Genomic DNA, 20147 nt, shown 5'->3' on the forward strand with positions numbered 1-20147 from the left:
CGTAAGGGAAGAGACCAATGAAACGAAAACAATCCGAACAGGACCGAGCGCGTAGCCAGTACGCAGAACTCACCAAGCACTACCGGGCCATCGGCCCCGCAGCAATTCTTGCCGCGCTGATCTGCGCGCCGAAGAAAGACAAGCAGTCTCCCAAGCTAAGCAAGGCGGCTTAGCAGGCTCAAGCCGATCGCGGCCATCACCAGGCCGATCAGGAGATCGAGCACGCGCCACGCGGCAGGCCGGGCAAAGACCGGCTCGAGCAGCCGGGCGCCATAGCCGAGCCCGAAGAACCACACGAACGATGCCGTTGCAGCGCCCAGCCCATAGGCAAGGCGTGCCTGTCCTTCATAGGCGGCCGACAGGCCGCCGAGCAGAACCACCGTGTCGAGATAGACATGCGGGTTGAGGAAGGTGAAAGCGAGACAAGCGGCAATCGCCGGCCACAGCCTGGCCTCGCCGCTTTTGGCCGCCTTGAGCACCTCGGGCTTCATCGCACGTCGGAAGGCGATCGCCGCATAAGTAAACAGGAACAGCGCTCCGCCCACCGTCACGGCCATGATCAGCCGCGGCGACTGGGCGATCAGCGTGCCGAGCCCGGCGACGCCGGCGGCGATCAGCAAGGCATCCGAGGCCGCGCAGATCAAACTCAGGATGAAAACGTGCTGGCGCAGCAGCCCCTGGCGCAGGATAAACGCGTTCTGCGCGCCGATCGCAATGATCAGCGACGCACCGAGCAGGAAACCGGAAAGGGCGGCGGAAAGGACTGGCGTGGACACGCCGCTCTTCTAGCGTCTGGTCAGAACAGTTTCATCTGGTCGTCGTCGCTGGACTTACGCTTTTCCACTTTTGGCTTCGCGGCCCGTTCAGGTGCTGCCTCCGGCAAAGGCTCGACCCGATCCTGGATCTCGGGGCCGACGTTGGCCACCTTGTTGACCATCTCCGACACCGGGATCTGCTCGAAGAAGTCGGGCTGCGCCGGCCGCATCAGTTCGGCCACGTCGCGCGGCTCCTGCGTACGGCAGTCGAGCCAGCGGGCAAAATCCTCCGGCTGGATCACCACCGGCATGCGGTCGTGGATGTGCAGGATGTCGGCGCTGGCGCCGGTGGTCAGGATCGCCGCCGTGTCGATCTCCGAGCCGCCCGGCTCGCTCCAGGTTTCCATCAAACCGGCAAGCGCCACCAGTCCGCCCTTGCGCGGCCTGAGCCAGTAGGGCTGGCGCCGGTTGCCCGGCAGCTTCTTCCACTCATAGAAGCCCGAGACCGGGATCAGCGCCCGCCGGTGGCGCATCGCGGTCTTGAACGAGGCCTTTTCGATTGCCGATTCGGAGCGCGCGTTGAACAGCAGCGGCATGTCGGCCGGATTCTTCGTCCAGGCCGGAATCAGTCCCCACCGCGCCAGCATCGCCATGCGGTCGGGCAGGTTCGAACCCGGCGGGCGCTGCGGCCCGGCCATCACCACCAGGATCGGCTGTGTCGGCGCCACATTGTAGCGCGGGGGAAAGCTCTCGAGCTCGCCTATGCCGACAAAGGCCGCCGTCTCCTCCGGCGAGGCTATCACCGCTATTCGTCCGCACATCGGCTCATGTCTCGCTTCATCGTCTGAAAGTGGCGATGGATCGCACCCGCCGCAACCGCTAATGCGGATATGGCCGGCTGCTCCACAATGGGCCTTTATGTCTGTTCCGGCGCGTCGAAAACGACAATCAGCGATACTCGCGCAGCTCGGGCATCAAGGCAGTTCCATGGCCTTCGGCGGATAGACAGCTCCTGCCTTATGGTAGTAGCTGCTGGCATGCCCCATCATCAGAGCATTTCCAGAACATGAGCCAACTTTCGAGCCTTCTACGGAAATGGCGCCGGGCAAAGAGCCAGGCAACTCCGCTGGCACCCCGGCCTTTCCTACTCGAGTACGATGGCTTTTGTCCGATCTGCTCACGCAATTCGACGTTCCGAGCGACGGGCAACTGGTTGCGCGGCACCCTCCTATGCCAGTCATGCCCTAACGGATCTGTCCCGAGAGAGCGCGCGCTTGCACTCGTTCTCGAAGAGAGTTTTCCGGAATGGCGGAGCATGGCGATCCATGAGTGTTCGCCGATAGAGCGTGGAATTTCAATCAAGCTGCATCGTGAGGCAAAGAACCTTGTCCGAACCCAATTCTATCCCGGCGTCCCCTTGGGCGAGGTATACAAAGGATTCCGCAACGAAGACCTCCAGAAACAGACTTTCTCCGACAACCAGTTCGATCTCTTCATCTCGCTCGATGTGTTTGAACATATTCCAGAACCTGTTCCAGCCCTCAGGGAAGTTTTCCGTACACTGAAGCCAGGCGGTAGCATGCTGTGCACTTGGCCAGTGAGAAAAGCCCAAGTAGCGGCTATGGAGTATCGAGCAAAACTGAAGCCGGATGGTTCATTTGAGCACCTGAAAGAACCCGAATATCACGGCAACCCGGTTGACCCGAAGGGTGGCTCCCTTGTTACGGTTGACTACGGCTATGATGTTCACAAGCTAGTCGCGGATGCCAATTTCGACACTCGGGTCTATCGCTTTGCCGATAAGCGGCACGGTATCCTCGGTGAATACACTGAAGTCTTTCTTTGCAAGAAATCTCCGCCGCTATAGCACGCATGCCGCCCTGCGGCGAAGCAGTCGCGGCCGGCTGTTCCACAGTGGAACGCGTTACCCAAGCGAGAGTTGATGATCGACGCGAAAATAGTCCCCGCCGTCTCCGTCGCCGTACTGCGCGACCGCTCGATCATGCTGGTGCGGCGCGGGCGCGCGCCGTCGAAGGGCCTCTATGCCTTTCCCGGTGGACGTGTCGAAAACGGCGAGACCCTCGAAGATGCCGCCCGCCGCGAACTGATGGAAGAGACCGGGATCGAAGTCGGCACGCTTGTTCCCTTGCGCGAAATCCTGATCGACAGCCGCGACGACGGTGGCGCGGTCTACCTGCTCACCGTCTTTGGCGCGCGCCATGTGCGCAGCGAGCCGGTAGCGGCCGATGACGCCGACGAAGCTGCTTTCTTCTCCCTCGCCGAGATCGAGCACCTGCCGCTCACCGATTCGACGCTGGAGATCGTGCTCGAACTGCTCGACGGTACGGTCGCCCTGCGCGCATAGCGTTGGATAGCCGCGCCGCCGGCCTTGCGGCAGACAAATTGTTTCGCCACAAAAGCTTATGATGCGCGCTTCGACCTACATCATGGCTATGATGCTCGCCGCAAGCACCGTGCTTGCGGTGCCAGCGCGGGCCGTCGAAGCGCCGTTCGAACCGGGACTTCTCAGGCTCGCCGAGGTTCTGGGCTCGCTGCATTTCCTGCGCAACCTCTGCGGCGAGAAGGGCACACAATGGCGCGGCGAGATGGAAAAGCTGCTGCAGGCCGAGAACCCCTCGCCCGAACGCCGCGCCCGCTTCATAGCGTCCTTCAACCGCGGCTACCGTTCGTTCGACGGCACCTACACCGCCTGCACGCCGTCAGCGACCGAAGCCATCGGGCGCTACATGAAGGAAGGCGAAGCGCTCAGCCGCGACATCGCCTCCCGCTACGGTAATTAACAGGCTATTTACTTTCCCGGCATTGCCTGCCGTACACGGACGGGCGATTGTGTTAGGTGTCTTAACGGGACATTAAAGGGATAGCTCAAGTTGATCCGAATCACCGGATCGCTTGGCAGGGTGAAAGACCGAAATGGAACAAAGCGTAAGCGATATCGACGCCCTGGTCCGGGAAGAAAAGCGCCTGACCGCCGTCGAGAGCCACAACGAGGCATGGGCGGAAGGCCTTTCCGCCGGCATCGAGCCCGAGATCATCGCCGAAGCCGCCCTTGCCACCGCCTTCGCCGAGATCGTGGCCGCCAATGGCGAGCGCGCGGCGCTGGCCATGCTCGACCGCATGCGCGCCAAGGTCGAAGCCGGCGAGTTCGAGCCGCTGCGCCTGCGGCATTGAGCGCTATCCCGGTTCTTTGACTAGCCGACGCGGTTTCGGCATCATGCCGGCACATCACTGGCATCGGCCTGCGACCCGAATCGCGTTTCGGCGAGCACGATGCGCAGGTTTTGCAGTTTAGGGCGCCAATCGCGCATCCGGATCGGATGCACGGCGCCTGGGAAGACCGGAGCGTAGTTCTGATGCGGCCAAAGACTGAAATTACGGCCCGCGGCGCGTTGCGCATCGCGGCTCTCGGCCTTGCCGCTTCGTTTGCCTTTTCGCTGACTGCCACCAGCGCTCTTGCACTGAGCGAGATCAAGCGCGAAGAGATCCCAGCGCCCGTCACCCCGCCTGCAACAGATGAGGGCACTGGGCCTGAAAATTCGGTGCCGATGCCCGACCCGATCCAGGCGCCTCCGGCGGCCAGCGCGCCTGGCGGAAGCGAAGAAGCGCCCGAAGATCAACCGGCCGAGCCGCAGGACGCCGAGCCGGACGCGCCCGACGCCACGGGGCCCGCCGCGCCGCATCTCGATCCCGATGGCCCGCTGCCCGAGATCGTCTACGACCTCAGCCGCCTGCCAGAGCCCGTCGCGCGCATGCGCAACCTGCTTGTCGAGGCGGCCAAGACCGGCGACATCGAAAAGCTCCGGCCGCTGATCGGCCAGGGCGAATCCATGCCGCAACTGTCGTTCGGCGAGATCGAGGGCGACCCGATCGCCTTCATCAAGGGCCTGTCCGGCGACGGCGAAGGCCAGGAACTGCTGGCCATCATGGAAGAGGTGCTAAACGCCGGCTACGTGCATCTCGGCGAAGGCACCGACGAGGACCTTTATGTCTGGCCCTATTTCTTCGGCATCCCGCTCGAAAAGCTCGACGCGCGTCAGAAGGTCGAGCTGTTCAAGATCGTGACCGCCGGCGATTACGAGGACATGAAGCAGTACGGCACATATGTCTTCTACCGTCTCGGCATCACGCCGGACGGCCGCTGGGCGTTCTTCGTGGCGGGAGATTGATTCTTTTTCCCTTCGCCCCGTTTACGGGGAGAAGGTGGCCCGAAAGGCCGGATGAGGGGCAGCGCCTCGAGCCTCAGTTGGTGCGCGTAGGCACGCCCTGATCAGCAGTCGCCGGCTCTAGGCGCTAAACCATGCGTGCCGCCCCAGTTGGTCTTACCGTCACGGCATGGATTCCCGACACTCTCCGCTCGTTCCTCGCTCACGAGGTCGGGAATGACGGCTTCATCTACCGGTTGGCCAATCGCGAACGTTTTTTGTGTAGGTCATCGCCAACGTCTTTGCGCATATGCAAATCACCAAGGCTGAAAATTGGCGGCCACATCCCTGCCACCCGTCGTTCCCGACCTCGTGAGCGAGGAACGAGCGGAGAGTGTCGGGAATCCATGCCGTGACGGTGGCGGCGTCAGAACCGGTCAAGAAAAGCGGACCTAGCCCACGGGTCGACACATCGCGTCGGTGTGGTCGCAGCGTACTGCGACCTCCCTCACCCGGCCCCCGGGTTATCGCACAAGGGGGAGAAGAACCTACCGCACCACCGCTTCCGAAAACTCCACCGCCCTGCCCTGCGACGGCGTGGTGATCTCGCCCTGCCACATCACGCGGGTGCCGCGGACGATGGTGCCGACCGGCCAGCCGGTGACCTGCTTGCCGTCATAGGGCGTCCAGCCGGCCTTCGAACCGGCCTGGGCGTTGGTGATGGTTTCCTTGCGCTTCATGTCGACGACGGTGAAGTCGGCGTCGTAGCCGGCGGCGATGCGGCCCTTGCGCGCCATGCCGAAGATGCGGTTGGGACCGTGGCTGGCGAGATCGACGAAGCGCTCCAGCGTCAGCCGGCCGGCGTTCACATGGTCGAGCATGATCGGCACCAGCGTCTGCACGCCTGTCATGCCCGAGGGCGAGGCCGGATAAGGTTTTGCCTTTTCGGCAAGCGTGTGCGGCGCGTGGTCGGAGCCGAGCACGTCGACGACGCCCTGGCCGATGCCGTGCCAGATGCCGTCGCGGTGGCGGGCGGCGCGCACCGGCGGGTTCATCTGCAGCAGCGTGCCGAGGCGGGCATAATCGTCCGCGCTCATCGTCAGGTGGTGCGGCGTCGCCTCGCAGGTGGCAACATCCTTGTGGTGTTCAAGGAAGGCGATCTCCTCGGCCGTCGAGATATGCAGCACGTGGATGCGCGCGCGCTCCTGCCGTGCGATCCGCACCAGACGCTCGGTGCACTGGAGCGCGGCGATCTCGTCGCGCCAGATCGGGTGCGAAGACGGGTCGTTCTCGATGCGCAGGCCCTGGCGCTCGCGCAGGCGGAACTCGTCCTCGGAATGGAAGGCGGCGCGACGGCGGGTGTTGCGCAGGATGGAGGCCACGCCCTCGTCGTCCTCGACCAGAAGATCGCCGGTGGACGACCCCATGAATACCTTGATGCCGGCAACGCCCGGCAGGCGTTCCAGTTCCGCAACGTCTTTCGCGTTCTCGCGCGTGCCACCGACCCAGAAGGCGAAGTCGCAATGCATGCGCGCCGTCGCGCGGCTGACCTTGTCGGCAAGAGCTGCCTCGCTCGTCGTCAGCGGATTGGTGTTGGGCATCTCGAAGACGGCGGTGACACCGCCCAGCACCGCCGCGCGCGAACCGCTCTCCAGATCTTCCTTGTGCTCCAGCCCCGGCTCGCGGAAATGCACCTGGCTGTCGACCACGCCGGGCAGGATGTGCAGGCCGAGGCAATCGATGGTCTCGCCGGCCGATGCGCTGCCCAGATTGCCGATGGCGGCGATCCGGCCATTGGTGACGCCGACGTCGCGGACGCCGATGCCGTCATGGTTGACGACCGTGCCGCCCTTGAGGATGAGATCGAAGGTGGTAGCCATGTCGCGCGTGCCCTTGTCTGGGAATTGCCTGCGGCTTACGTAATGGCTCTCAGAAATGCAAGATCAGGTCCATGCCGACAGCCACTCTCGCAGACCGCGCCATCATCGATGTTTCCGGCCCCGATGCCGAGCATTTCCTGCAGAACATCCTGACGCTCGATCTGGATGCACTGCGTGACCGTGAAGCCAGGCCAGGCGCGCTGCTCGCCCCGCAGGGCAAGATCATGTTCGATTTCCTGGTGTCGCGCAGCGGCGAAAACGCGCTCCGACTCGAATGCCGCGCCGACATCGCCGACGATTTCGTCCGCCGCCTGACGCTCTACAGACTGCGCGCGAAAGCCGAAATATCGAAGCAGGATCAACCTGATATCGCTGTCTCATGGCAAGATGATTCAGCTGCCTCGCAATCTGATTCAACTGTCCGCGACAGCCGCTTCCTGTCCCCCGTCTTCCGTCACTATGGCGCAGCACCCGTCGCCGATGCCAGCGAAGCCGATTGGCACGCCTTCCGCATCGCCAACGGTGTCGCCGAGAGCGGCCCCGACTACGCGCTCAGCGATGCCTTTCCGCACGACGTGCTGCTCGACCTGATGGGAGGCGTCGGCTTCAAAAAAGGCTGTTTCATCGGCCAGGAAGTCGTATCGCGCATGCAGCATCGCGGCACCGCCCGGCGGCGCGTGCTTCTGGTCTCGGCTGCTTCCGACCTCCCCGCGCCCGGTACCGACCTTGTCTCGGGCGGCAAGTTGGTCGGCACCCTCGGCTCGGTTTCGGGAACGACGGGCATCGCCATCGCCCGCATCGACCGGGTGAAGGCCGCGCTCGACGCAGGCGCCGAAATCACCGCCGGCGACGTTGCCATCACCCCCGCAATCCCTGGCTGGGCTGGCTTCACCTATCCGGAAGCCGCCGGCGCGGAAGACGCCTGATGGCCGATCGTCCCGGCGCCCCGCCGCGTGCCTGGCAACGCATGCTGTCGGGCCGCCGGCTCGACCTGCTCGACCCCTCGCCGCTCGACGTCGAGATATCGGACATCGCCCATGGCCTCGCCCGCGTCGCCCGCTGGAACGGCCAGACCTCGGGCGACCACGCCTTTTCGGTGGCGCAGCATTCGCTGATTGTCGAAGAGATCTTCCGCAGAATCGTGCCGGCCGCCTCGCCGGATGCGCAACTCGCCGCTCTGCTGCACGACGCGCCTGAATATGTCATCGGCGACATGATCTCGCCGTTCAAGTCGGTGGTCGGCGGCGGCTACAAGGCTTGCGAGGAGCGGCTGCAGCACGCCATCCACCTGCGCTTCGGCCTGCCGGCCGAGATCGGTGTGGGCCTGAAGAAGGACATCAAGCGCGCCGACCAGATAGCTGCCTATTTCGAGGCAACCGGGCTTGCAGGCTTTGCGGTGAACGAGGCGACCGAGTTCTTCGGCCGACCGCGCGGCATCACCATCGACGGGCTCGACCTTGCACCGCAGCCGGCAAAACGCGTGCAGGACACGTTCCTCGAACGCTTCGCCGCGATCGAAAAACAGCGCTGCAGGTAGTCAAGCCGGCGGGATGAACTCCTGGCTGATCTCCTGGAACACCGGCATCGTCTCCAGCCGTGCGGCGTCGGCAGCGAGCGCGGGGAAATCAGCCATGTTCAGCAGCCCCTGATGCGCATCGTTGATGAAGCGCAGCACGCATGCCACCCCGATATCGGCATGGCCGATGCGGTCGCCGAACCAGTAGTCACTGTCCCGTCCCGCGCGATCGGCTTCGAGCACTGCCAGTACGTCCGTGATCTGCGTGCGGCAGCGCTCCACCCAGACGGTCGATACCTCCTTGTGCAGCCGCCGCTCGTAGAACAGGCTGACAGCCTTGTCGCCCAGCCCCATCGCCAGCGCCGAGACCTTCAGTGCCTGATGGCGCGCCGGCTCAGCAATCGGGAACATCGCCAGCCCGCCTGGCGCCAGGCTGTCGAGATAGTCGAGGATGGCGTGGCTCTCGATCAGCACCTCGCCATTGTCGAGAACCAGCGTCGGCACCCGCGTCAGCGGGTTGTAGGCGCGGATCTTGTCGGCGTCACCAAACGCCGACCAAGGCTCGTGCGTGAAGGCAATGCCATAAAGCCGGAGTGCTACGCCGACGCGGCGGACGAATGGGCTGTCATACTGGCCGATGAGGATCATGGTGCGCCTTTCGACTGTTCAGGACAGATCGAACGCCATGGCCGGGCGCCGGTCAAGCCTTCGCATGCCGCACCGGCTGCCCCCTGAATTCGAGTACCGTCACCAGCACCATGACCACGGTCGTGGCCGCGCCGATCAGCAGCGGCGACATTTGGCTGGCGAAAGGCACCATCGCGGCAAGGATCGCCAGGCCGATGATGTGCGACAGCGGCGCGCGGCCGACGACGTAGCGCTTGAACAACAGATTGCCGACCAGATAGAGCGCCGAGCCGCCGATGGAGGTCCAGATCACGGCAGCCTCCGCATGACCGAGCGGATGGGCGAGAATCAGCTCGTCCGACACGGCCACCACGATGATGCCGGCCACAAGCAGCACGGGGATATAGGTGTAGGCGACACGGGCGATCCGCCCCTTGTCCGTGGCCGACGAAATGCGGTGATGTGCCGCCTCCTGGCCGACATTGAAGTAGATCAGCCACATCGCCACCGAGGCGAAGAAGGTTGTCAGGAAGGCCGCGAAATTGACCCATGTCCATTCGAGCTCGGCAAAGGTTGCGCCCGAGACGAGGATCGATTCGCCCAGTGCGATGATGATGAAAAGCCCATTGCGCTCAGCCATATGGTCGGGATCGACGTCCCAGTCGGCGGTCGTTGAGGCGCCGTGCCACGGCGTCCAGAACCCGCAGGCCGGCGAAATGAGTTCTATTGCCAGCGCTACGGCCCAGATCGCAAAACGGTTCTCGGGACTGGCAATGCCACCGGCGATCCAGAACACGCTCGCCAGGCAGACCCAGATGGCGATCCGTACGAAATTGGTATGATTTGCAGGATTGTGACGCCTGAGCGCCCACATCATGAACAGGGTGCGGCCCAGTTGCATGAACACATAGGCGGCAGCGAACTGCAGCCCGCGCGCCTCGAATGCCTCGGGGATCGACGTCGACAGCATCAGCCCGCCGAGCATCAGCGCGAACATCATGCCACGCACCGGCCGGCGGTTGGGGTCGAGCCAGTTGGTCACCCAGGCGGTGTAATTCCACACCCACCACACGGCGACGAGCATCAGTACCGCTTCGAGCGTGCCTTCGAGCGACAGGTCCTTGAGCAGGAAATGCGACAGCTGCGTCACCGCAAAGACGAAGACAAGATCGAAGAACAGTTCGACGAACTCGACCCTGGCGCTTTCGCCCTCCCGCCGTACGCGCTGATAGTTGTGGCTCGCGCCGGTCAATGCCATGTCCGTCCCCTCTTATGCACGATCAAAAATGGCCGTTCCGGGCGGCCGCAACTCAGGCCAACGCATCGCGTCGTTCCGACCCGATGGTCAATCCGGTGGCGGTGGCAGCGACCTGTCGGCCTTGCATTTGCGCAACGGCAGGATGTCGCCGGCAAACACCTTGGTGATGCGCTGCTGTCTGGCGTCGGTTTCGACGGTCATGCAAGCGCAGCCATAGCCGTAGCCAGCCCCCGGCACATTGGTCTCGACAAACTGCCTGGGATCGAAGTCCGGCGCCTTGTCAACGTCGAAGGCATCGGCCCCGTCCGCCTCGCCCTGCGAAGTGATCGTCCAGGTGGCGTCCTTGTCGATGAGCCAGAGATTGCCCGGCGTCGGGCTTGCGTACCAGCCGCAGCGCCGTTCGGCCGCCGAGGCCGCGGTCAGCGACGCGACGACGAGTGCTCCAGCTGCAAGGAAGAGAATCCGCCGCATGCGTGCCTCCAACGCTTCGGCAGGAAAACAAGGCCCGAAGTCTTTTGCAAGCGTCGATTGATACGACGGGCGACCACACCCGCGTCAGAGATGCGGGGCAAGCCCCGCGGCGGTGTCCTTGCTCGTCGCCACCGGCACGATCTCGAAGCCGACGAGGTCGGCCCATTCGACGACCCAGCGCTGGAGCAGCGTCACGTCGTCGGCTTCCACCAGCATGAAGCAGCGGCTCATGTCGGCCGCGATCCAGCTGTGGTGGACGACGAAGCCCTCCGGCGCGAGCCGCCCCTTGTCGCGAAACCGGCGATAGATCGCCTTCGGATCGCGCCCGCGAAAATCCTCGATGACAAAGAAAAGCATGTCGTTCGTGTCCCCGCTCTCCATCGAAGAAGATCAGGGGACGCCGGAATTGGCAAGGCAGCGGTCAGTCGACCAACGTGCCGCAACTCAGATTGGCGATCGCGCCGGTCATTGCGCCCGCGCGGTCGGAGGCAACGAAGGCAGCGAAATCGCCGATCTCGGCCAAGGTGGGGAAGCGCCGGAGCAACGGCCCCGACGCTGCACGGGCGGCGAGCATGTCGTCAACGCTCATGCCCGCGCGCTCGGCAAAGCCCTCGAAAGCGCTGCGCACATGCGACGCGGCCAAAGATTCGGGGATGGCGTCCGGGCGGAGGCAGATCACCCTTATGCCGCGCGGACCAAGCTCGCCGGCGAGGATGCGCGACAGCGCTTCGACCGCGGCACTGGCGACGCCGTTGCCGAGGAAGCCCACGCCTGACAGGCGCGCGCCTGGCGTCGACAGGGTCAGGATCACGCCCTTGCCCCGCATGTGCCGCGCCACGGCTTTTGCGGTGACGAAGTTGCTCCTGGCATAACCCGCGACCGGCGTCTCGAAATCGGCAAGCGACAGCTCGCCGAACGGCGTGCCCTGCACATGGGCAATGCCGACCGCATTCATGGCTATGTCGATGCCGCCGGCCTGTGTCGCCACTTCGGCGGCGTGGCGCTCGACCGCCTCCTCGTCAAGCGCGTCCAGCACCGCCGTTTCGGCAAAGCCGCCTTCAGCGCGGATCTGGCCCGCGACCATTTCCAGCCTGTCCGGCGTGCGCCCGGCCAGGAAAACGCGGGCGCCGTCGCGGGCAAATGCCCTGGCCGCGGCCCCTCCGATCGCGCCACCGCCGCCATAGACGATGGCCGTCCTGTTCTTGAGCAGCATCTCACCCTCCCTTGGCAGCCGTCTGCGAACCGTCGATGCGCCGGCCGTACTCGGCGACGAGCCGCGTGTGCGTCCTCCAGAACCCGTCGGGTTCGCTACCCTCAAGCCTGGCTGCCAATATATCGAGATGGGTGTGCCAGCCGGCGGCGACGTTCAGCAGTGCACCGTCTTCGGCGAGACGGCGGTGGGTCACCGTCAGCAGCACCTTGCCGTTGCGGGTTGCCAGTTCGAAGCGCACTTCCGAGCTTTCGCCCGGTGCGCCGCCCCAGCTGTAAGCGAGCAGATGCGGCGGCTCGCAGGCGATGACCTCGCCAGGCACCCGATGCTCGGCGAAAGCGGCCATGTGTGCCGGCGGCGGATCGTCGTTGCGGGTCAGTTCAGAATTGCGGAAGACGTTTTCGACATGTCCGCCAAGCTTCAGCTCCATCGGCCCGCCGGCGAGCCACTGCCGGCGCTTGTCCGAGTCGGTCAGATAGCTCCAGATGCGCTCGATAGGCCCAGGCAGCAGACGTTCGATGCGCACCGCGCCGGGTTCGGTGACAATGCCATAAGAAGTGTGGATGTTCATGACTTACTCCCTTTCTTCTTCGCGTCAGTGTTTGTTTCGGTTTGCTTCTTCGCCTCGCCGCGATCCTCGGCCACCAGAAGGGCTTCGAGGACATCGAGTTGCTGGTTCCAGAACTTCTCGTAGTGCCGCATCCATTCGACGCCGGCATGCATGGGCAGCGCGTCGAGGCTGCAGACGTGCGTGCGCCCCTGGACGCTGCGTTTCACCAGCCCCGCCTTTTCCAGCACCTTGATGTGCTTGGACGCCGCGGCCAGCGACATGTCGAAGGGTGCTGCCAGGTCGCCAACATTGCACGGCCCCCTGGCCAGCCCGTTGAGCATCGCCCTGCGGGTCGGGTCGGACAGCGCGTGAAAAATTGTGTCGAGACGCTCTGAATCTTCAACCATAAGGTTGAATGTAGCACCACCATTCCGAATGATCAACCATTTGGTATAATGATTTCAGGCTACTTGCCGTTGCGCTCCAGCCGGTCGAGGAACCACTGGGTCAGCCGCACCCAGATCTCGTCCTTCTCGCCCGAATCCTCGACGCCGTGGTCGAGGTTGGGGTTGTCGTTGACTTCGATGACGAACACGCCGTCCTTTGTCTCCTTGAGGTCGACGCCATAGAGCCCGTCGCCGATGCAGCGCGCGGCGCGCACGGCGGTGTCGATGACATGTGCCGGTGCATGCTTGAGCGTGAACGTCTTGATGCCGCCCTCGACCGGCTTGCCCTTGCTGTCGTGATTGACGATCTGCCAGTGCTTCTTGGCCATCAGGTAGTGGATGGCAAACAGCGGCTGGCCGCCGAGCACGCCGACGCGCCAGTCATATTGCGTCGGCATGAACTTCTGGGCGATCAGCAGATCGGAATCCTCGAGCCACGCCGTCGCCAGCGCCTTCAGCTCGTCGAAGTTCGAAGCCTTCTTGACGCCGCGCGAGAACGAGCTGTCGGGAATCTTCAGCACCAGCGGAAAACCGAGCGTATCGGCCGCGAACTGCAGGTCCGATGGCCCGGCGATCATCACCGTCGGCGGCACCGGCACGTTGTTGTAGGCCATCAGTTCGTTGAGATAGACCTTGTTGGTGCAGCGGATCATCGACAGCGGGTCGTCGATGACAGGCATGCCCTCCTGCTGTGCGCGGCGGGCGAAGCGATAGGTGTGGTTCGAGATCGACGTCGTCTCGCGGATGAACAGCGCGTCGTAGTTGGCAAGCTTGGCGAGGTCCTTCTTGGTGATCGGCTCGACCTCGACGCCCATCTTCTCGGCGATGCGGGCCCAGTGGCGCAGCGACGAGATCGCCGAAGGCGGCAGCTGCTCGTGTGGGTCTATCAGGGTGGCAAAGGTGAAGCGCGAAGGCGTGCGGGCCTTGGTGTCGCGCCATTCCCGGCTGGTATAGGTGTCGAGGGCTGCCACGAAGCGCTTCTTGTCGGCGTCGTCGAGCCGGCCGAGCGCAGCAAAGCCGATCTTGTGGATCGCAGCCCATTCGCCGTCCTTGATCGCCACTTCCAGCGCCGGCGCGCGGAACCAGTCGAACAGAAGCTTGGCAAAACGATCCCAGGCCTTGGACGGGCCGATGCCGAAGAAGATCGTCGCCTTGGCCGGAAAGCTGCCGCCCAGATCCTTGCGGCATTTGTTCAGCGCCAGCTCCAGTTCCGGCAGCGCGTTTTCGTAGAGCTTGCGCTCCGACAGGTCGATCATGGTCTCGACCGTCGGGATCACCTTGTGCCCGCGCGAGCTCGCCAGCAGCGAGGCGTAGTAACCCCGGCTCTGGTAGCTGTAGCGGTTCGACAGGTTGATCACCTTCGGCCGCTGGCCGCGAAACAGCGAGGGATGGGCGAGATAGTCGCGGTTGGTGATGATCTTGTGCGGCGTCGCCGTCTGGTCGAGATCGCTTTGGCGGCCGGTAAGAATGACCCAGGTCATCGTTTCCTAAGCTTTCCGAGAATGATTGCGGCGCGCAGGCCATCGCGGCCGAACTGCGCCATGCGCATGAAGATGTCGTAGGGAACCGGAATGTTGGCGGCGTCAGATGCCGTCTCGCGCTGTTCGTCCTCGATCCACGGGTCGTGGATCAGGATGTGGCCGCCATCGTCGCCGATGGCCAGAACCCAGTGCGGCACCTTCTTGCCGAACATCAGGAATCCCGAGATCAGCACCAGCACGAGCTTGCCTTCGGCGAGCCTCGACCTGATGTCGTCGATGCCGAACGGGCGGTAGGTCACGGGAATCGCGTATTTCTCGGCGCGGTTGCGGAAGTCGGCCTGCGCCAACTCCATGACCCGCCGCTTTTCGGCGGTGCGGACCGACTGCAGGAACAGCACGCCCTCCGCCGAGACGAGGATCTCGGTGCCGAGCCCCGCCTCGTGCGCCGCCACCGCAAGGCCAAACGGCTCGCAGCCGCCGGGCCCCGACATCATGAAGATGGTCGTCGCCTCGCGCCACAGCCGAACCTCCATCACAGGGTCCGGCACGAACTTGCGGTCGAAATTGGCCATCGCCATCATCAGGCAGCACGGCCCGCAGGTGAAGTCGCAGGTCTGGGCGTAGAACGGCACATTCGTGGCAATGGGCACGTCGCCGCGCAGCGTCTTTTCGAAGCGAAGTGCGACCATGCCGTCTTCGTAGTAGTCGGGCTCGTGGCCGATCCTGCGATAGCCGTTCCGCTCGTAGAGGCCAATGGCGCGCTGATTGTCCTCGCGCACCTCGAGCCGCATCATCATGCGGCCGTGCCCATAGGCGACATGCTCGGCGGCATCGAGCAGGAGGCGGCCAAGCCCCTTGCCACCGAAATCCGGGCCGATGGCGAAGGAGTAAAGCCGCGCCACGCCGCTGCCCTTGCGAAACAGCACCATGGCGTAGCCGGCGACACGTCCGTCGACCTCGGCGACAAGCGCCTCGGCGGTTTCGTGATCGATCAGTTGGCGAAAGGAGCGGCGGGAAATCCTGTCGCCATCAAAGACGGCGTTCTCGATGGCGACGAGCGCATCGACATCTTCTGCGCGGGCCGTACGGATGTCGGCAACCATGCGGTTCTGAGGACCTCGATTGGGCGGAGAAATGCCCGGAAGGATATGCCCCTGCGAAGCACGCTCGCGCTCGCATTGCCAGCGCAGTCACGCCTCGATTCGGGCCTTATTGTGACATGACGCCCGGGCTGGAGGGATATGAATCTCGTAGGAAAGGACGCCGAAATATCGGTGCGTCCTATGACTGGCTCAGGCCCGCCCCTGCGAGCAATTGCTTGTAGGCATCCTTCGCAACCAGCCGGAGTTCCGCTGGCGGCAGGGTTCCGACGACGGCGCAGCCATAGCCCTTTTCCTGCCAGTAGACGGCTTCGGGGCCACCGCCCGCGAGCGTATAAGTGCCCTTCGAGAGCTCGCTGCCGCCGGTGGTGACATAGACGGAAATACGATTGCCCTGCGCGTCGGCGTAGAGCATCAGCGCCGCCGTACTGCCTTCGGCCGGCACCAGGCGTCCGCCCAGGAGCTGGAAGCCATTGACGCTGAGATCCGGCGCCACCAGCTTCAGCCCGGTCCGCTTCGACAGCCAGCCGGTCAGGTAGGCCGGATCGCTGCCGTCGACCTCGACCGGCCGGTTCTTGTCGGCGGCAAAGGTCTGATGCGCGGCAATCGCCAATTCGGCCATGCGATCGTCGGAATCGGGACCAAAGCCGAAACCGCTCGCTCCGACCAGATATCCGCCGAGACCGCCGGCGACCAGAAGTGCTGCCGCCGCAGCCATGCGCCACCATGGCGGCGTGCCCTTGCGCTTCGGCGCATCGCCCTTGACCACTGCCGTCAGCCGCGCCGGCACGGGCTCGTCGAGGACGCCCGTGAACAGGCCGCGCAAGGCGGCATTGTCGGCGGCGAAACGCAGGCTCCTCGCCTTCATGTCGGGATTGGCTTCCAGCCAGGCCTGGTAGGCGGCGCGCTCGTCCTCCGGCAGCTCGCCATCGAGCGCCAGGTGGATATCGCGGTCGGTGAAGCTGCGCGCGTTCATTTCTCGACGATCCTTATCGTCCGGCGCCGCGCCTGGTCGTCGAGCAGCGCCCGCAGTTCCTCGCGGCCCCGGGCAATGCGCGACATCAGCGTGCCGGCGGGCACGCCCAGCATCGTTGCCGCCTCGGCATAGGAAAATCCTTCGATGGCGACCATCACCAGTGCGGCGCGCCGGTCGGGGCTGATCTGCTGCAAGGCGTCGACGATTTCACGCGAGGCCGCGCTTTCAGCCTGGATGGCCGGCGTTGCCATCGCCTCGCTGGCGTCGAGCGGCAGGACCGCCGCTTCACCGCGGCGTTTCACCTTTCGCATCTGGTCGATGAACAGATGATGCATGATCGTAAACAGCCACCTCCTAGGGCTTTCTCCCGTTCGCCAGTTGTCCAGGCGCATCAATGCCCGTTCGAGGCAATCCTGGACGAGATCATCGGCAGAGTCGCGGTCGCGCAGCAGCGCGCGCGCATAGCGCCGCAGGCGCGGGATTTCCTGAAGTATCGCTGCCTTCTTTTCTTCCATCACTGCGGATCGTGGATCGCCCTTTGAACGTGCTGATAGAACGCGCCTTGCCTCAGCGACGCAAGCGGCCGTCGAATTCAGCCGCCAATCACCCAAGCATGCAACTAACGCTTGCTGCGGCCCTCCTATTCCCATCCATCAGAAATGTTGAAGCATGCGCTAGTTCAATTGATTTTGAACATGCGATGGGATCGGCTAAAAGTGGCTTCCTCACGGGAGAAGCGACGATGACGGCAGCGGCGGCAACCACCAGGTCGGGCAATACAGTGCCGTGGCTGATCATCATCTGCGGCTGCCTGATCGCGGCGCTTACCTTCGGGCCGCGTTCGGCGATGGGCTTCTTCCAATTGCCGATGCTCGCCGAAAAAGGCTGGGACCGCACCACGTTCGGTCTCGCCATGGCGATCCAGAACCTGTGCTGGGGCCTGGGACAGCCGATCTTCGGCGCGATCGCCGACCGCTTCGGCACATGGCGCGTGCTGACGCTCGGCGCGGTGCTTTATGCGCTCGGCCTCTATCTGATGGCCTCTGCCGACAGCCCCGGCATGCTGCACCTGAGCGGCGGCGTGCTCGTGGGCCTCGGCGTCGCCGCCGGTTCTTTCAGCATCGTGCTGGCGGCCTTTGCCCGCAACACCAACCCGAACAACCGCAGCATGGTCTTCGGCATCGGCACCGCCGCCGGGTCGGCCGGCATGTTCATCTTCGCCCCGATCAGCCAGGGCCTGATCGATGCCTATGGCTGGTCCGATACGCTCGTCTACATGTCCATCGCCATGCTGGTCATCCCGGTGCTGGCGATCCCGCTGATCGGCAATTCCAGCTCGGGCAAGGTCTCCCAGGCCGAAATCCAGCAGACGCTCAGCCAGGCCTTGTCAGAAGCCTTCGGCCACAGGAGCTACATGCTCCTGGTTTCGGGCTTCTTCGTCTGCGGCTTCCAGGTCGCCTTCATCACCGCCCATTTCCCGGCCTATATCAGGGACATCGGCATCGACGCCCGCTATGCGGTGATCGCGCTCGCCCTGATCGGCTTCTTCAACATCATCGGCTCGCTTGCCTCCGGCATCATCGGCCAGAAGTACTCGAAACCTCGCTTCCTCGCCTGGATCTATCTCGCCCGGTCGGCACTCGTCGCGGCGTTCCTGCTGCTGCCGCAGACGCCGACCAGCGTCGTCATCTTCGCCATCATCATGGGGTTGCTCTGGCTGTCGACAGTGCCGCCGACCAATGGCCTCGTCGCCATCATGTTCGGCACCCGCCACCTCGGCATGCTGGGCGGCATCGTCTTCTTCTCGCACCAGATCGGTTCGTTCCTCGGCGTCTGGCTCGGCGGCTACCTCTACGACCACTTCGGCTCCTACGACGCGGTGTGGTGGCTTGGCGTCGCCCTTGGGCTGTTCGCCGCCGCCGTTCACTGGCCGATCAAGGAACGCCCCGTCGCCAGGCATCCGGCACTGGTGCCGGCGGAGTAGTACCGGTTCCTGGCCTGACGTCCGATCAGGCCAGGTCGGTCTGGGCGAAGTCGTTGCCTTTGTAGACTAGCTTCGCCTTCAACGCCTTGGCGCAGGCATAGGCAAAGCAGTCGCCGAAGTTGAGATCGGCGGAATGGCCGACCGCCTTGCCGTAGCGTGTTGCGGCATCGACCGCCGCCCGTCCGATCTCATCCGAAATCGGGATCTCCTGGGCGTCGATCTCGACCATGAAGTCGTCAACCACCTGCCCTGCCTGCAAGACAAGCTCCGGGGCCGGCTTCCGGCCACCACCGGCCCTGGCCCGAGCAAGCGACATGATTGCTTCGAAACGAACCAGCGGCGAAACGTATCTCTCGCCGGCGGCGCTGGTGAGTTGCTTGACCAGTTCCTCCCAGCCCGGCTCCTGGTTGAGGACGGCAACGATGACGGACGCGTCGATGAAAATCACTCGCCGTCCCACATTTCGTCGGTGAACTTCTTCATGTCGAAGTCGCGGTCGGGCAGGCCCAGCTCCGCCACTCTCGCCTGCAGTTTGGCAAGGCGATTGCGCAGGGGGATCTTGGCGCGGTTGCGAGCAAGCTCGTGAAGCAGTGCGGTCCGCACCGCTTCGGTCTTGCTCGCGGCGCCGGATACGGCCTGCAATTCGGCTGCCAGCGCATCGACTTCGTTATCTCTGATGTAGAGAGGCATCTACATATCCCTTCTGGATATACAGATATTCCTCAACGCATATTCATTCAAGTATAAAAAAGGCGGGCATGACCTGCATGCCCGCCTTCGGAAGTGCCTAGGTCGCTCAGAACCGGTAGTTCAGGCCGGCCTTCAGCGTGTTGCTGTCGAGCTCGTCGGCCTGCTTGACGCCGCCGACGGTCGACCGCACCTTGCCATAGTCGACACGGTTGTACTCGATCTTGGCGGTGACCTTGTCGCTGATCGCCTGTTCGACGCCGGCGCCGAGCAGGAGGCCGCCTTCCCAGTTGCTGCCGGAGGTGACGTTGCGCCTGGCGTCAAACTTGGAGACGCCGTAGCCGGCGGTTCCGTAGACCAGCGTGCGATCTATCGCGACGCCGGCGCGGGCCTTGGCGGCGGCGTCGAACTTGCGCTCGAGCTGGGCGCCATTGGCGATGTTGTGGCGAGTTCCGTTGGAGAAGCTGGCGTCGGCTTCAGCGCCGTATACGAACATTCCGGACTGGAAATTGGCGCCGACCTGGCCGCCAAGCTGCCAGCCGGTCTTGCTCGAGAACGGGTTCGGGAAACCGTCATTGGAAAGCCCGACATGGCCGCCACCATAGATGCCCGACCAGTCATAGGCGCCAGAGCTTTCCTGGGAGTAATCCGATGCCACGTCGGCCGCACTGGCAACGACGGGGGTGATAAAAGGCGCGAGGGCCGCGAAGAGGACTAAATACAGATTTCGCTTGGACATGATGTAGTGCTCCGACATTGCTTGGGACAGCAAAGCCCGAGGCTCTGCTGTCCTGTGACGGGCTTCGACGCAGCGGCAAACGGGGGAGGAAGTCCGCAGGCCGAGTCCCGTGCGCCATATCATTGGCGCGAGGCGACCTTCGTCGCCATTCGTTGCCGAAACCTTGCGCGATCTTAATAAATGCCGATCCGATCAGGCAATCTTTCGGTAATGTTAACAGATGGTTAACGGCATGCCGCACCAGGCATCGAAGGCAAGCCGTGCAGCGCTTCGACCTTCCAGCAATCTACATTGACTTTCCCTG

Annotated in this window: 26 protein-coding genes; 9 read left to right on the top strand and 17 right to left on the bottom strand. The window is 63.9% G+C overall.

Features of this window, described 5'->3' with window-relative positions; all coding sequences use genetic code 11:
* The first annotated feature begins 17 nt into the window (after positions 1-17).
* A complete protein-coding gene (locus CO731_RS21300) occupies positions 18-173 on the top strand; it encodes a transcriptional regulator (protein WP_108608735.1) in 156 nt (51 codons plus the stop codon).
* Here the strand turns inward: CO731_RS21300 and CO731_RS21305 are convergent.
* Both CO731_RS21305 and CO731_RS21310 read right to left on the bottom strand, forming a co-directional pair.
* A complete protein-coding gene (locus CO731_RS21305; protein ID WP_108608736.1) occupies positions 156-776 on the bottom strand; it encodes a LysE/ArgO family amino acid transporter in 621 nt (206 codons plus the stop codon). The two genes, CO731_RS21300 and CO731_RS21305, sit on opposite strands and share 18 nt — an antisense overlap.
* Before the next feature lie 20 nt (positions 777-796).
* Positions 797-1576, bottom strand: coding sequence for an SOS response-associated peptidase (locus CO731_RS21310; RefSeq protein WP_108608737.1), 780 nt, complete (start codon positions 1574-1576; stop codon positions 797-799).
* Between the two features lie 494 nt (positions 1577-2070).
* Here CO731_RS21310 and CO731_RS21315 point away from each other — a divergent pair, with 494 nt between their 5' ends.
* The 5 genes from CO731_RS21315 (at position 2071) to CO731_RS21335 (ending at position 4942) form a co-directional block, all read left to right on the top strand.
* The gene (locus CO731_RS21315; protein WP_159091676.1) at positions 2071-2622 is read left to right on the top strand and encodes a class I SAM-dependent methyltransferase; all 552 of its coding nucleotides are present in this window, start codon (positions 2071-2073) and stop codon (positions 2620-2622) included.
* 75 nt (positions 2623-2697) lie between these two features.
* Positions 2698-3120, top strand: coding sequence for an NUDIX domain-containing protein (locus tag CO731_RS21320; protein WP_108608739.1), 423 nt, complete (start codon positions 2698-2700; stop codon positions 3118-3120).
* A 58-nt stretch (positions 3121-3178) separates the two neighbouring features.
* A complete protein-coding gene (locus CO731_RS21325) occupies positions 3179-3556 on the top strand; it encodes a TIGR02301 family protein (RefSeq protein ID WP_108608740.1) in 378 nt (125 codons plus the stop codon).
* A 133-nt stretch (positions 3557-3689) separates the two neighbouring features.
* The gene (locus CO731_RS21330; protein WP_055978591.1) at positions 3690-3947 is read left to right on the top strand and encodes a hypothetical protein; all 258 of its coding nucleotides are present in this window, start codon (positions 3690-3692) and stop codon (positions 3945-3947) included.
* Positions 3948-4129: 182 nt separating this feature from the next.
* Positions 4130-4942 carry a hypothetical protein gene (locus tag CO731_RS21335; protein ID WP_108609971.1) on the top strand — a complete coding sequence of 271 codons (813 nt, stop codon included), beginning with the start codon at positions 4130-4132 and terminating at the stop codon, positions 4940-4942.
* A gap of 524 nt (positions 4943-5466) precedes the next feature.
* Here CO731_RS21335 and CO731_RS21340 read toward each other — a convergent pair.
* Positions 5467-6798 (bottom strand): dihydroorotase, encoded by a 1332-nt coding sequence (locus CO731_RS21340; protein WP_108608741.1) that lies wholly within the window; start codon positions 6796-6798, stop codon positions 5467-5469.
* A 71-nt stretch (positions 6799-6869) separates the two neighbouring features.
* Here CO731_RS21340 and CO731_RS21345 point away from each other — a divergent pair, with 71 nt between their 5' ends.
* Both CO731_RS21345 and CO731_RS21350 read left to right on the top strand, forming a co-directional pair.
* Complete coding sequence (locus CO731_RS21345) at positions 6870-7724, top strand: folate-binding protein YgfZ (protein ID WP_108608742.1); 855 nt, start codon at positions 6870-6872, stop codon at positions 7722-7724.
* On the top strand, positions 7721-8335 hold the full coding sequence (locus CO731_RS21350) for an HD family hydrolase (protein WP_199914645.1): 615 nt from the start codon (positions 7721-7723) through the stop codon (positions 8333-8335). Before CO731_RS21345 ends, CO731_RS21350 begins: the two co-directional genes overlap by 4 nt.
* Here CO731_RS21350 and CO731_RS21355 read toward each other — a convergent pair whose 3' ends face one another.
* The 11 genes from CO731_RS21355 to CO731_RS21405 all read right to left on the bottom strand — a co-directional run bounded on the left by CO731_RS21355 (position 8336) and on the right by CO731_RS21405 (position 16948).
* The gene (locus CO731_RS21355; RefSeq protein ID WP_108608744.1) at positions 8336-8962 is read right to left on the bottom strand and encodes a glutathione S-transferase family protein; all 627 of its coding nucleotides are present in this window, start codon (positions 8960-8962) and stop codon (positions 8336-8338) included.
* 52 nt (positions 8963-9014) lie between these two features.
* Positions 9015-10199: a low temperature requirement protein A gene (locus tag CO731_RS21360; RefSeq protein WP_108608745.1), complete on the bottom strand. Its 1185-nt coding sequence runs from the start codon at positions 10197-10199 to the stop codon at positions 9015-9017.
* An 87-nt stretch (positions 10200-10286) separates the two neighbouring features.
* Complete coding sequence (locus CO731_RS21365) at positions 10287-10670, bottom strand: DUF4087 domain-containing protein (RefSeq protein WP_108609972.1); 384 nt, start codon at positions 10668-10670, stop codon at positions 10287-10289.
* Positions 10671-10754: 84 nt separating this feature from the next.
* Complete coding sequence (locus CO731_RS21370; protein WP_108609973.1) at positions 10755-11027, bottom strand: DUF3303 family protein; 273 nt, start codon at positions 11025-11027, stop codon at positions 10755-10757.
* Between the two features lie 64 nt (positions 11028-11091).
* On the bottom strand, positions 11092-11883 hold the full coding sequence (locus CO731_RS21375) for an SDR family oxidoreductase (RefSeq protein WP_108608746.1): 792 nt from the start codon (positions 11881-11883) through the stop codon (positions 11092-11094).
* A gap of 1 nt (position 11884) precedes the next feature.
* Positions 11885-12451, bottom strand: a complete 567-nt coding sequence (locus tag CO731_RS21380) for an SRPBCC family protein (protein WP_108608747.1) — start codon at positions 12449-12451, stop codon at positions 11885-11887.
* Positions 12448-12837 carry a metalloregulator ArsR/SmtB family transcription factor gene (locus CO731_RS21385; RefSeq protein ID WP_108608748.1) on the bottom strand — a complete coding sequence of 130 codons (390 nt, stop codon included), beginning with the start codon at positions 12835-12837 and terminating at the stop codon, positions 12448-12450. Before CO731_RS21385 ends, CO731_RS21380 begins: the two co-directional genes overlap by 4 nt.
* 59 nt (positions 12838-12896) lie before the next feature.
* Complete coding sequence (locus tag CO731_RS21390) at positions 12897-14357, bottom strand: RimK family protein (RefSeq protein WP_108608749.1); 1461 nt, start codon at positions 14355-14357, stop codon at positions 12897-12899.
* Positions 14354-15460, bottom strand: coding sequence for a peptidase C39 family protein (locus CO731_RS21395; RefSeq protein WP_108608750.1), 1107 nt, complete (start codon positions 15458-15460; stop codon positions 14354-14356). The genes CO731_RS21390 and CO731_RS21395 overlap by 4 nt, the downstream gene beginning before the upstream one ends.
* Positions 15461-15638: 178 nt before the next feature.
* Positions 15639-16433, bottom strand: coding sequence for an anti-sigma factor (locus tag CO731_RS21400; protein WP_108608751.1), 795 nt, complete (start codon positions 16431-16433; stop codon positions 15639-15641).
* The gene (locus tag CO731_RS21405; RefSeq protein WP_108608752.1) at positions 16430-16948 is read right to left on the bottom strand and encodes an RNA polymerase sigma factor; all 519 of its coding nucleotides are present in this window, start codon (positions 16946-16948) and stop codon (positions 16430-16432) included. The genes CO731_RS21400 and CO731_RS21405 overlap by 4 nt, the downstream gene beginning before the upstream one ends.
* A gap of 227 nt (positions 16949-17175) precedes the next feature.
* Here CO731_RS21405 and CO731_RS21410 point away from each other — a divergent pair, with 227 nt between their 5' ends.
* Complete coding sequence (locus CO731_RS21410; protein ID WP_108608753.1) at positions 17176-18417, top strand: MFS transporter; 1242 nt, start codon at positions 17176-17178, stop codon at positions 18415-18417.
* Positions 18418-18442: 25 nt separating this feature from the next.
* Here CO731_RS21410 and CO731_RS21415 read toward each other — a convergent pair whose 3' ends face one another.
* The 3 genes from CO731_RS21415 to CO731_RS21425 all read right to left on the bottom strand — a co-directional run bounded on the left by CO731_RS21415 (position 18443) and on the right by CO731_RS21425 (position 19843).
* Positions 18443-18865, bottom strand: a complete 423-nt coding sequence (locus tag CO731_RS21415) for a type II toxin-antitoxin system VapC family toxin (protein ID WP_199914498.1) — start codon at positions 18863-18865, stop codon at positions 18443-18445.
* Positions 18862-19107 carry a type II toxin-antitoxin system VapB family antitoxin gene (locus CO731_RS21420; RefSeq protein WP_108608754.1) on the bottom strand — a complete coding sequence of 82 codons (246 nt, stop codon included), beginning with the start codon at positions 19105-19107 and terminating at the stop codon, positions 18862-18864. The genes CO731_RS21415 and CO731_RS21420 overlap by 4 nt, the downstream gene beginning before the upstream one ends.
* A gap of 106 nt (positions 19108-19213) precedes the next feature.
* Positions 19214-19843, bottom strand: a complete 630-nt coding sequence (locus CO731_RS21425; protein ID WP_245439445.1) for an outer membrane protein — start codon at positions 19841-19843, stop codon at positions 19214-19216.
* Positions 19844-20147: the final 304 nt, after the last annotated feature.

It is taken from the genome of Aminobacter sp. MSH1 (assembly GCF_003071665.1).
Taxonomy (GTDB): Bacteria; Pseudomonadota; Alphaproteobacteria; order Rhizobiales; family Rhizobiaceae; genus Aminobacter; species Aminobacter niigataensis.

Bases quoted from the DNA above. Each gene is read 5' to 3' on its own strand.
- CO731_RS21370 (WP_108609973.1), bottom strand. From the start codon at position 11,027: ATGCTTTTCTTTGTCATCGAGGATTTTCGCGGGCGCGATCCGAAGGCG.
- CO731_RS21365 (WP_108609972.1), bottom strand. From the start codon at position 10,670: ATGCGGCGGATTCTCTTCCTTGCAGCTGGAGCACTCGTCGTCGCGTCG.
- CO731_RS21405 (WP_108608752.1), bottom strand. From the start codon at position 16,948: ATGGAAGAAAAGAAGGCAGCGATACTTCAGGAAATCCCGCGCCTGCGG.
- CO731_RS21425 (WP_245439445.1), bottom strand. From the start codon at position 19,843: ATGTCCAAGCGAAATCTGTATTTAGTCCTCTTCGCGGCCCTCGCGCCT.
- CO731_RS21420 (WP_108608754.1), bottom strand. From the start codon at position 19,107: ATGCCTCTCTACATCAGAGATAACGAAGTCGATGCGCTGGCAGCCGAA.
- CO731_RS21410 (WP_108608753.1), top strand. From the start codon at position 17,176: ATGACGGCAGCGGCGGCAACCACCAGGTCGGGCAATACAGTGCCGTGG.
- CO731_RS21320 (WP_108608739.1), top strand. From the start codon at position 2,698: ATGATCGACGCGAAAATAGTCCCCGCCGTCTCCGTCGCCGTACTGCGC.
- CO731_RS21355 (WP_108608744.1), bottom strand. From the start codon at position 8,962: ATGATCCTCATCGGCCAGTATGACAGCCCATTCGTCCGCCGCGTCGGC.
- CO731_RS21340 (WP_108608741.1), bottom strand. From the start codon at position 6,798: ATGGCTACCACCTTCGATCTCATCCTCAAGGGCGGCACGGTCGTCAAC.
- CO731_RS21385 (WP_108608748.1), bottom strand. From the start codon at position 12,837: ATGGTTGAAGATTCAGAGCGTCTCGACACAATTTTTCACGCGCTGTCC.
- CO731_RS21330 (WP_055978591.1), top strand. From the start codon at position 3,690: ATGGAACAAAGCGTAAGCGATATCGACGCCCTGGTCCGGGAAGAAAAG.
- CO731_RS21345 (WP_108608742.1), top strand. From the start codon at position 6,870: ATGCCGACAGCCACTCTCGCAGACCGCGCCATCATCGATGTTTCCGGC.
- CO731_RS21360 (WP_108608745.1), bottom strand. From the start codon at position 10,199: ATGGCATTGACCGGCGCGAGCCACAACTATCAGCGCGTACGGCGGGAG.
- CO731_RS21400 (WP_108608751.1), bottom strand. From the start codon at position 16,433: ATGAACGCGCGCAGCTTCACCGACCGCGATATCCACCTGGCGCTCGAT.
- CO731_RS21300 (WP_108608735.1), top strand. From the start codon at position 18: ATGAAACGAAAACAATCCGAACAGGACCGAGCGCGTAGCCAGTACGCA.
- CO731_RS21335 (WP_108609971.1), top strand. From the start codon at position 4,130: ATGCGGCCAAAGACTGAAATTACGGCCCGCGGCGCGTTGCGCATCGCG.
- CO731_RS21315 (WP_159091676.1), top strand. From the start codon at position 2,071: ATGGCGATCCATGAGTGTTCGCCGATAGAGCGTGGAATTTCAATCAAG.
- CO731_RS21375 (WP_108608746.1), bottom strand. From the start codon at position 11,883: ATGCTGCTCAAGAACAGGACGGCCATCGTCTATGGCGGCGGTGGCGCG.
- CO731_RS21310 (WP_108608737.1), bottom strand. From the start codon at position 1,576: ATGTGCGGACGAATAGCGGTGATAGCCTCGCCGGAGGAGACGGCGGCC.
- CO731_RS21380 (WP_108608747.1), bottom strand. From the start codon at position 12,451: ATGAACATCCACACTTCTTATGGCATTGTCACCGAACCCGGCGCGGTG.
- CO731_RS21390 (WP_108608749.1), bottom strand. From the start codon at position 14,357: ATGACCTGGGTCATTCTTACCGGCCGCCAAAGCGATCTCGACCAGACG.
- CO731_RS21395 (WP_108608750.1), bottom strand. From the start codon at position 15,460: ATGGTTGCCGACATCCGTACGGCCCGCGCAGAAGATGTCGATGCGCTC.
- CO731_RS21325 (WP_108608740.1), top strand. From the start codon at position 3,179: ATGATGCGCGCTTCGACCTACATCATGGCTATGATGCTCGCCGCAAGC.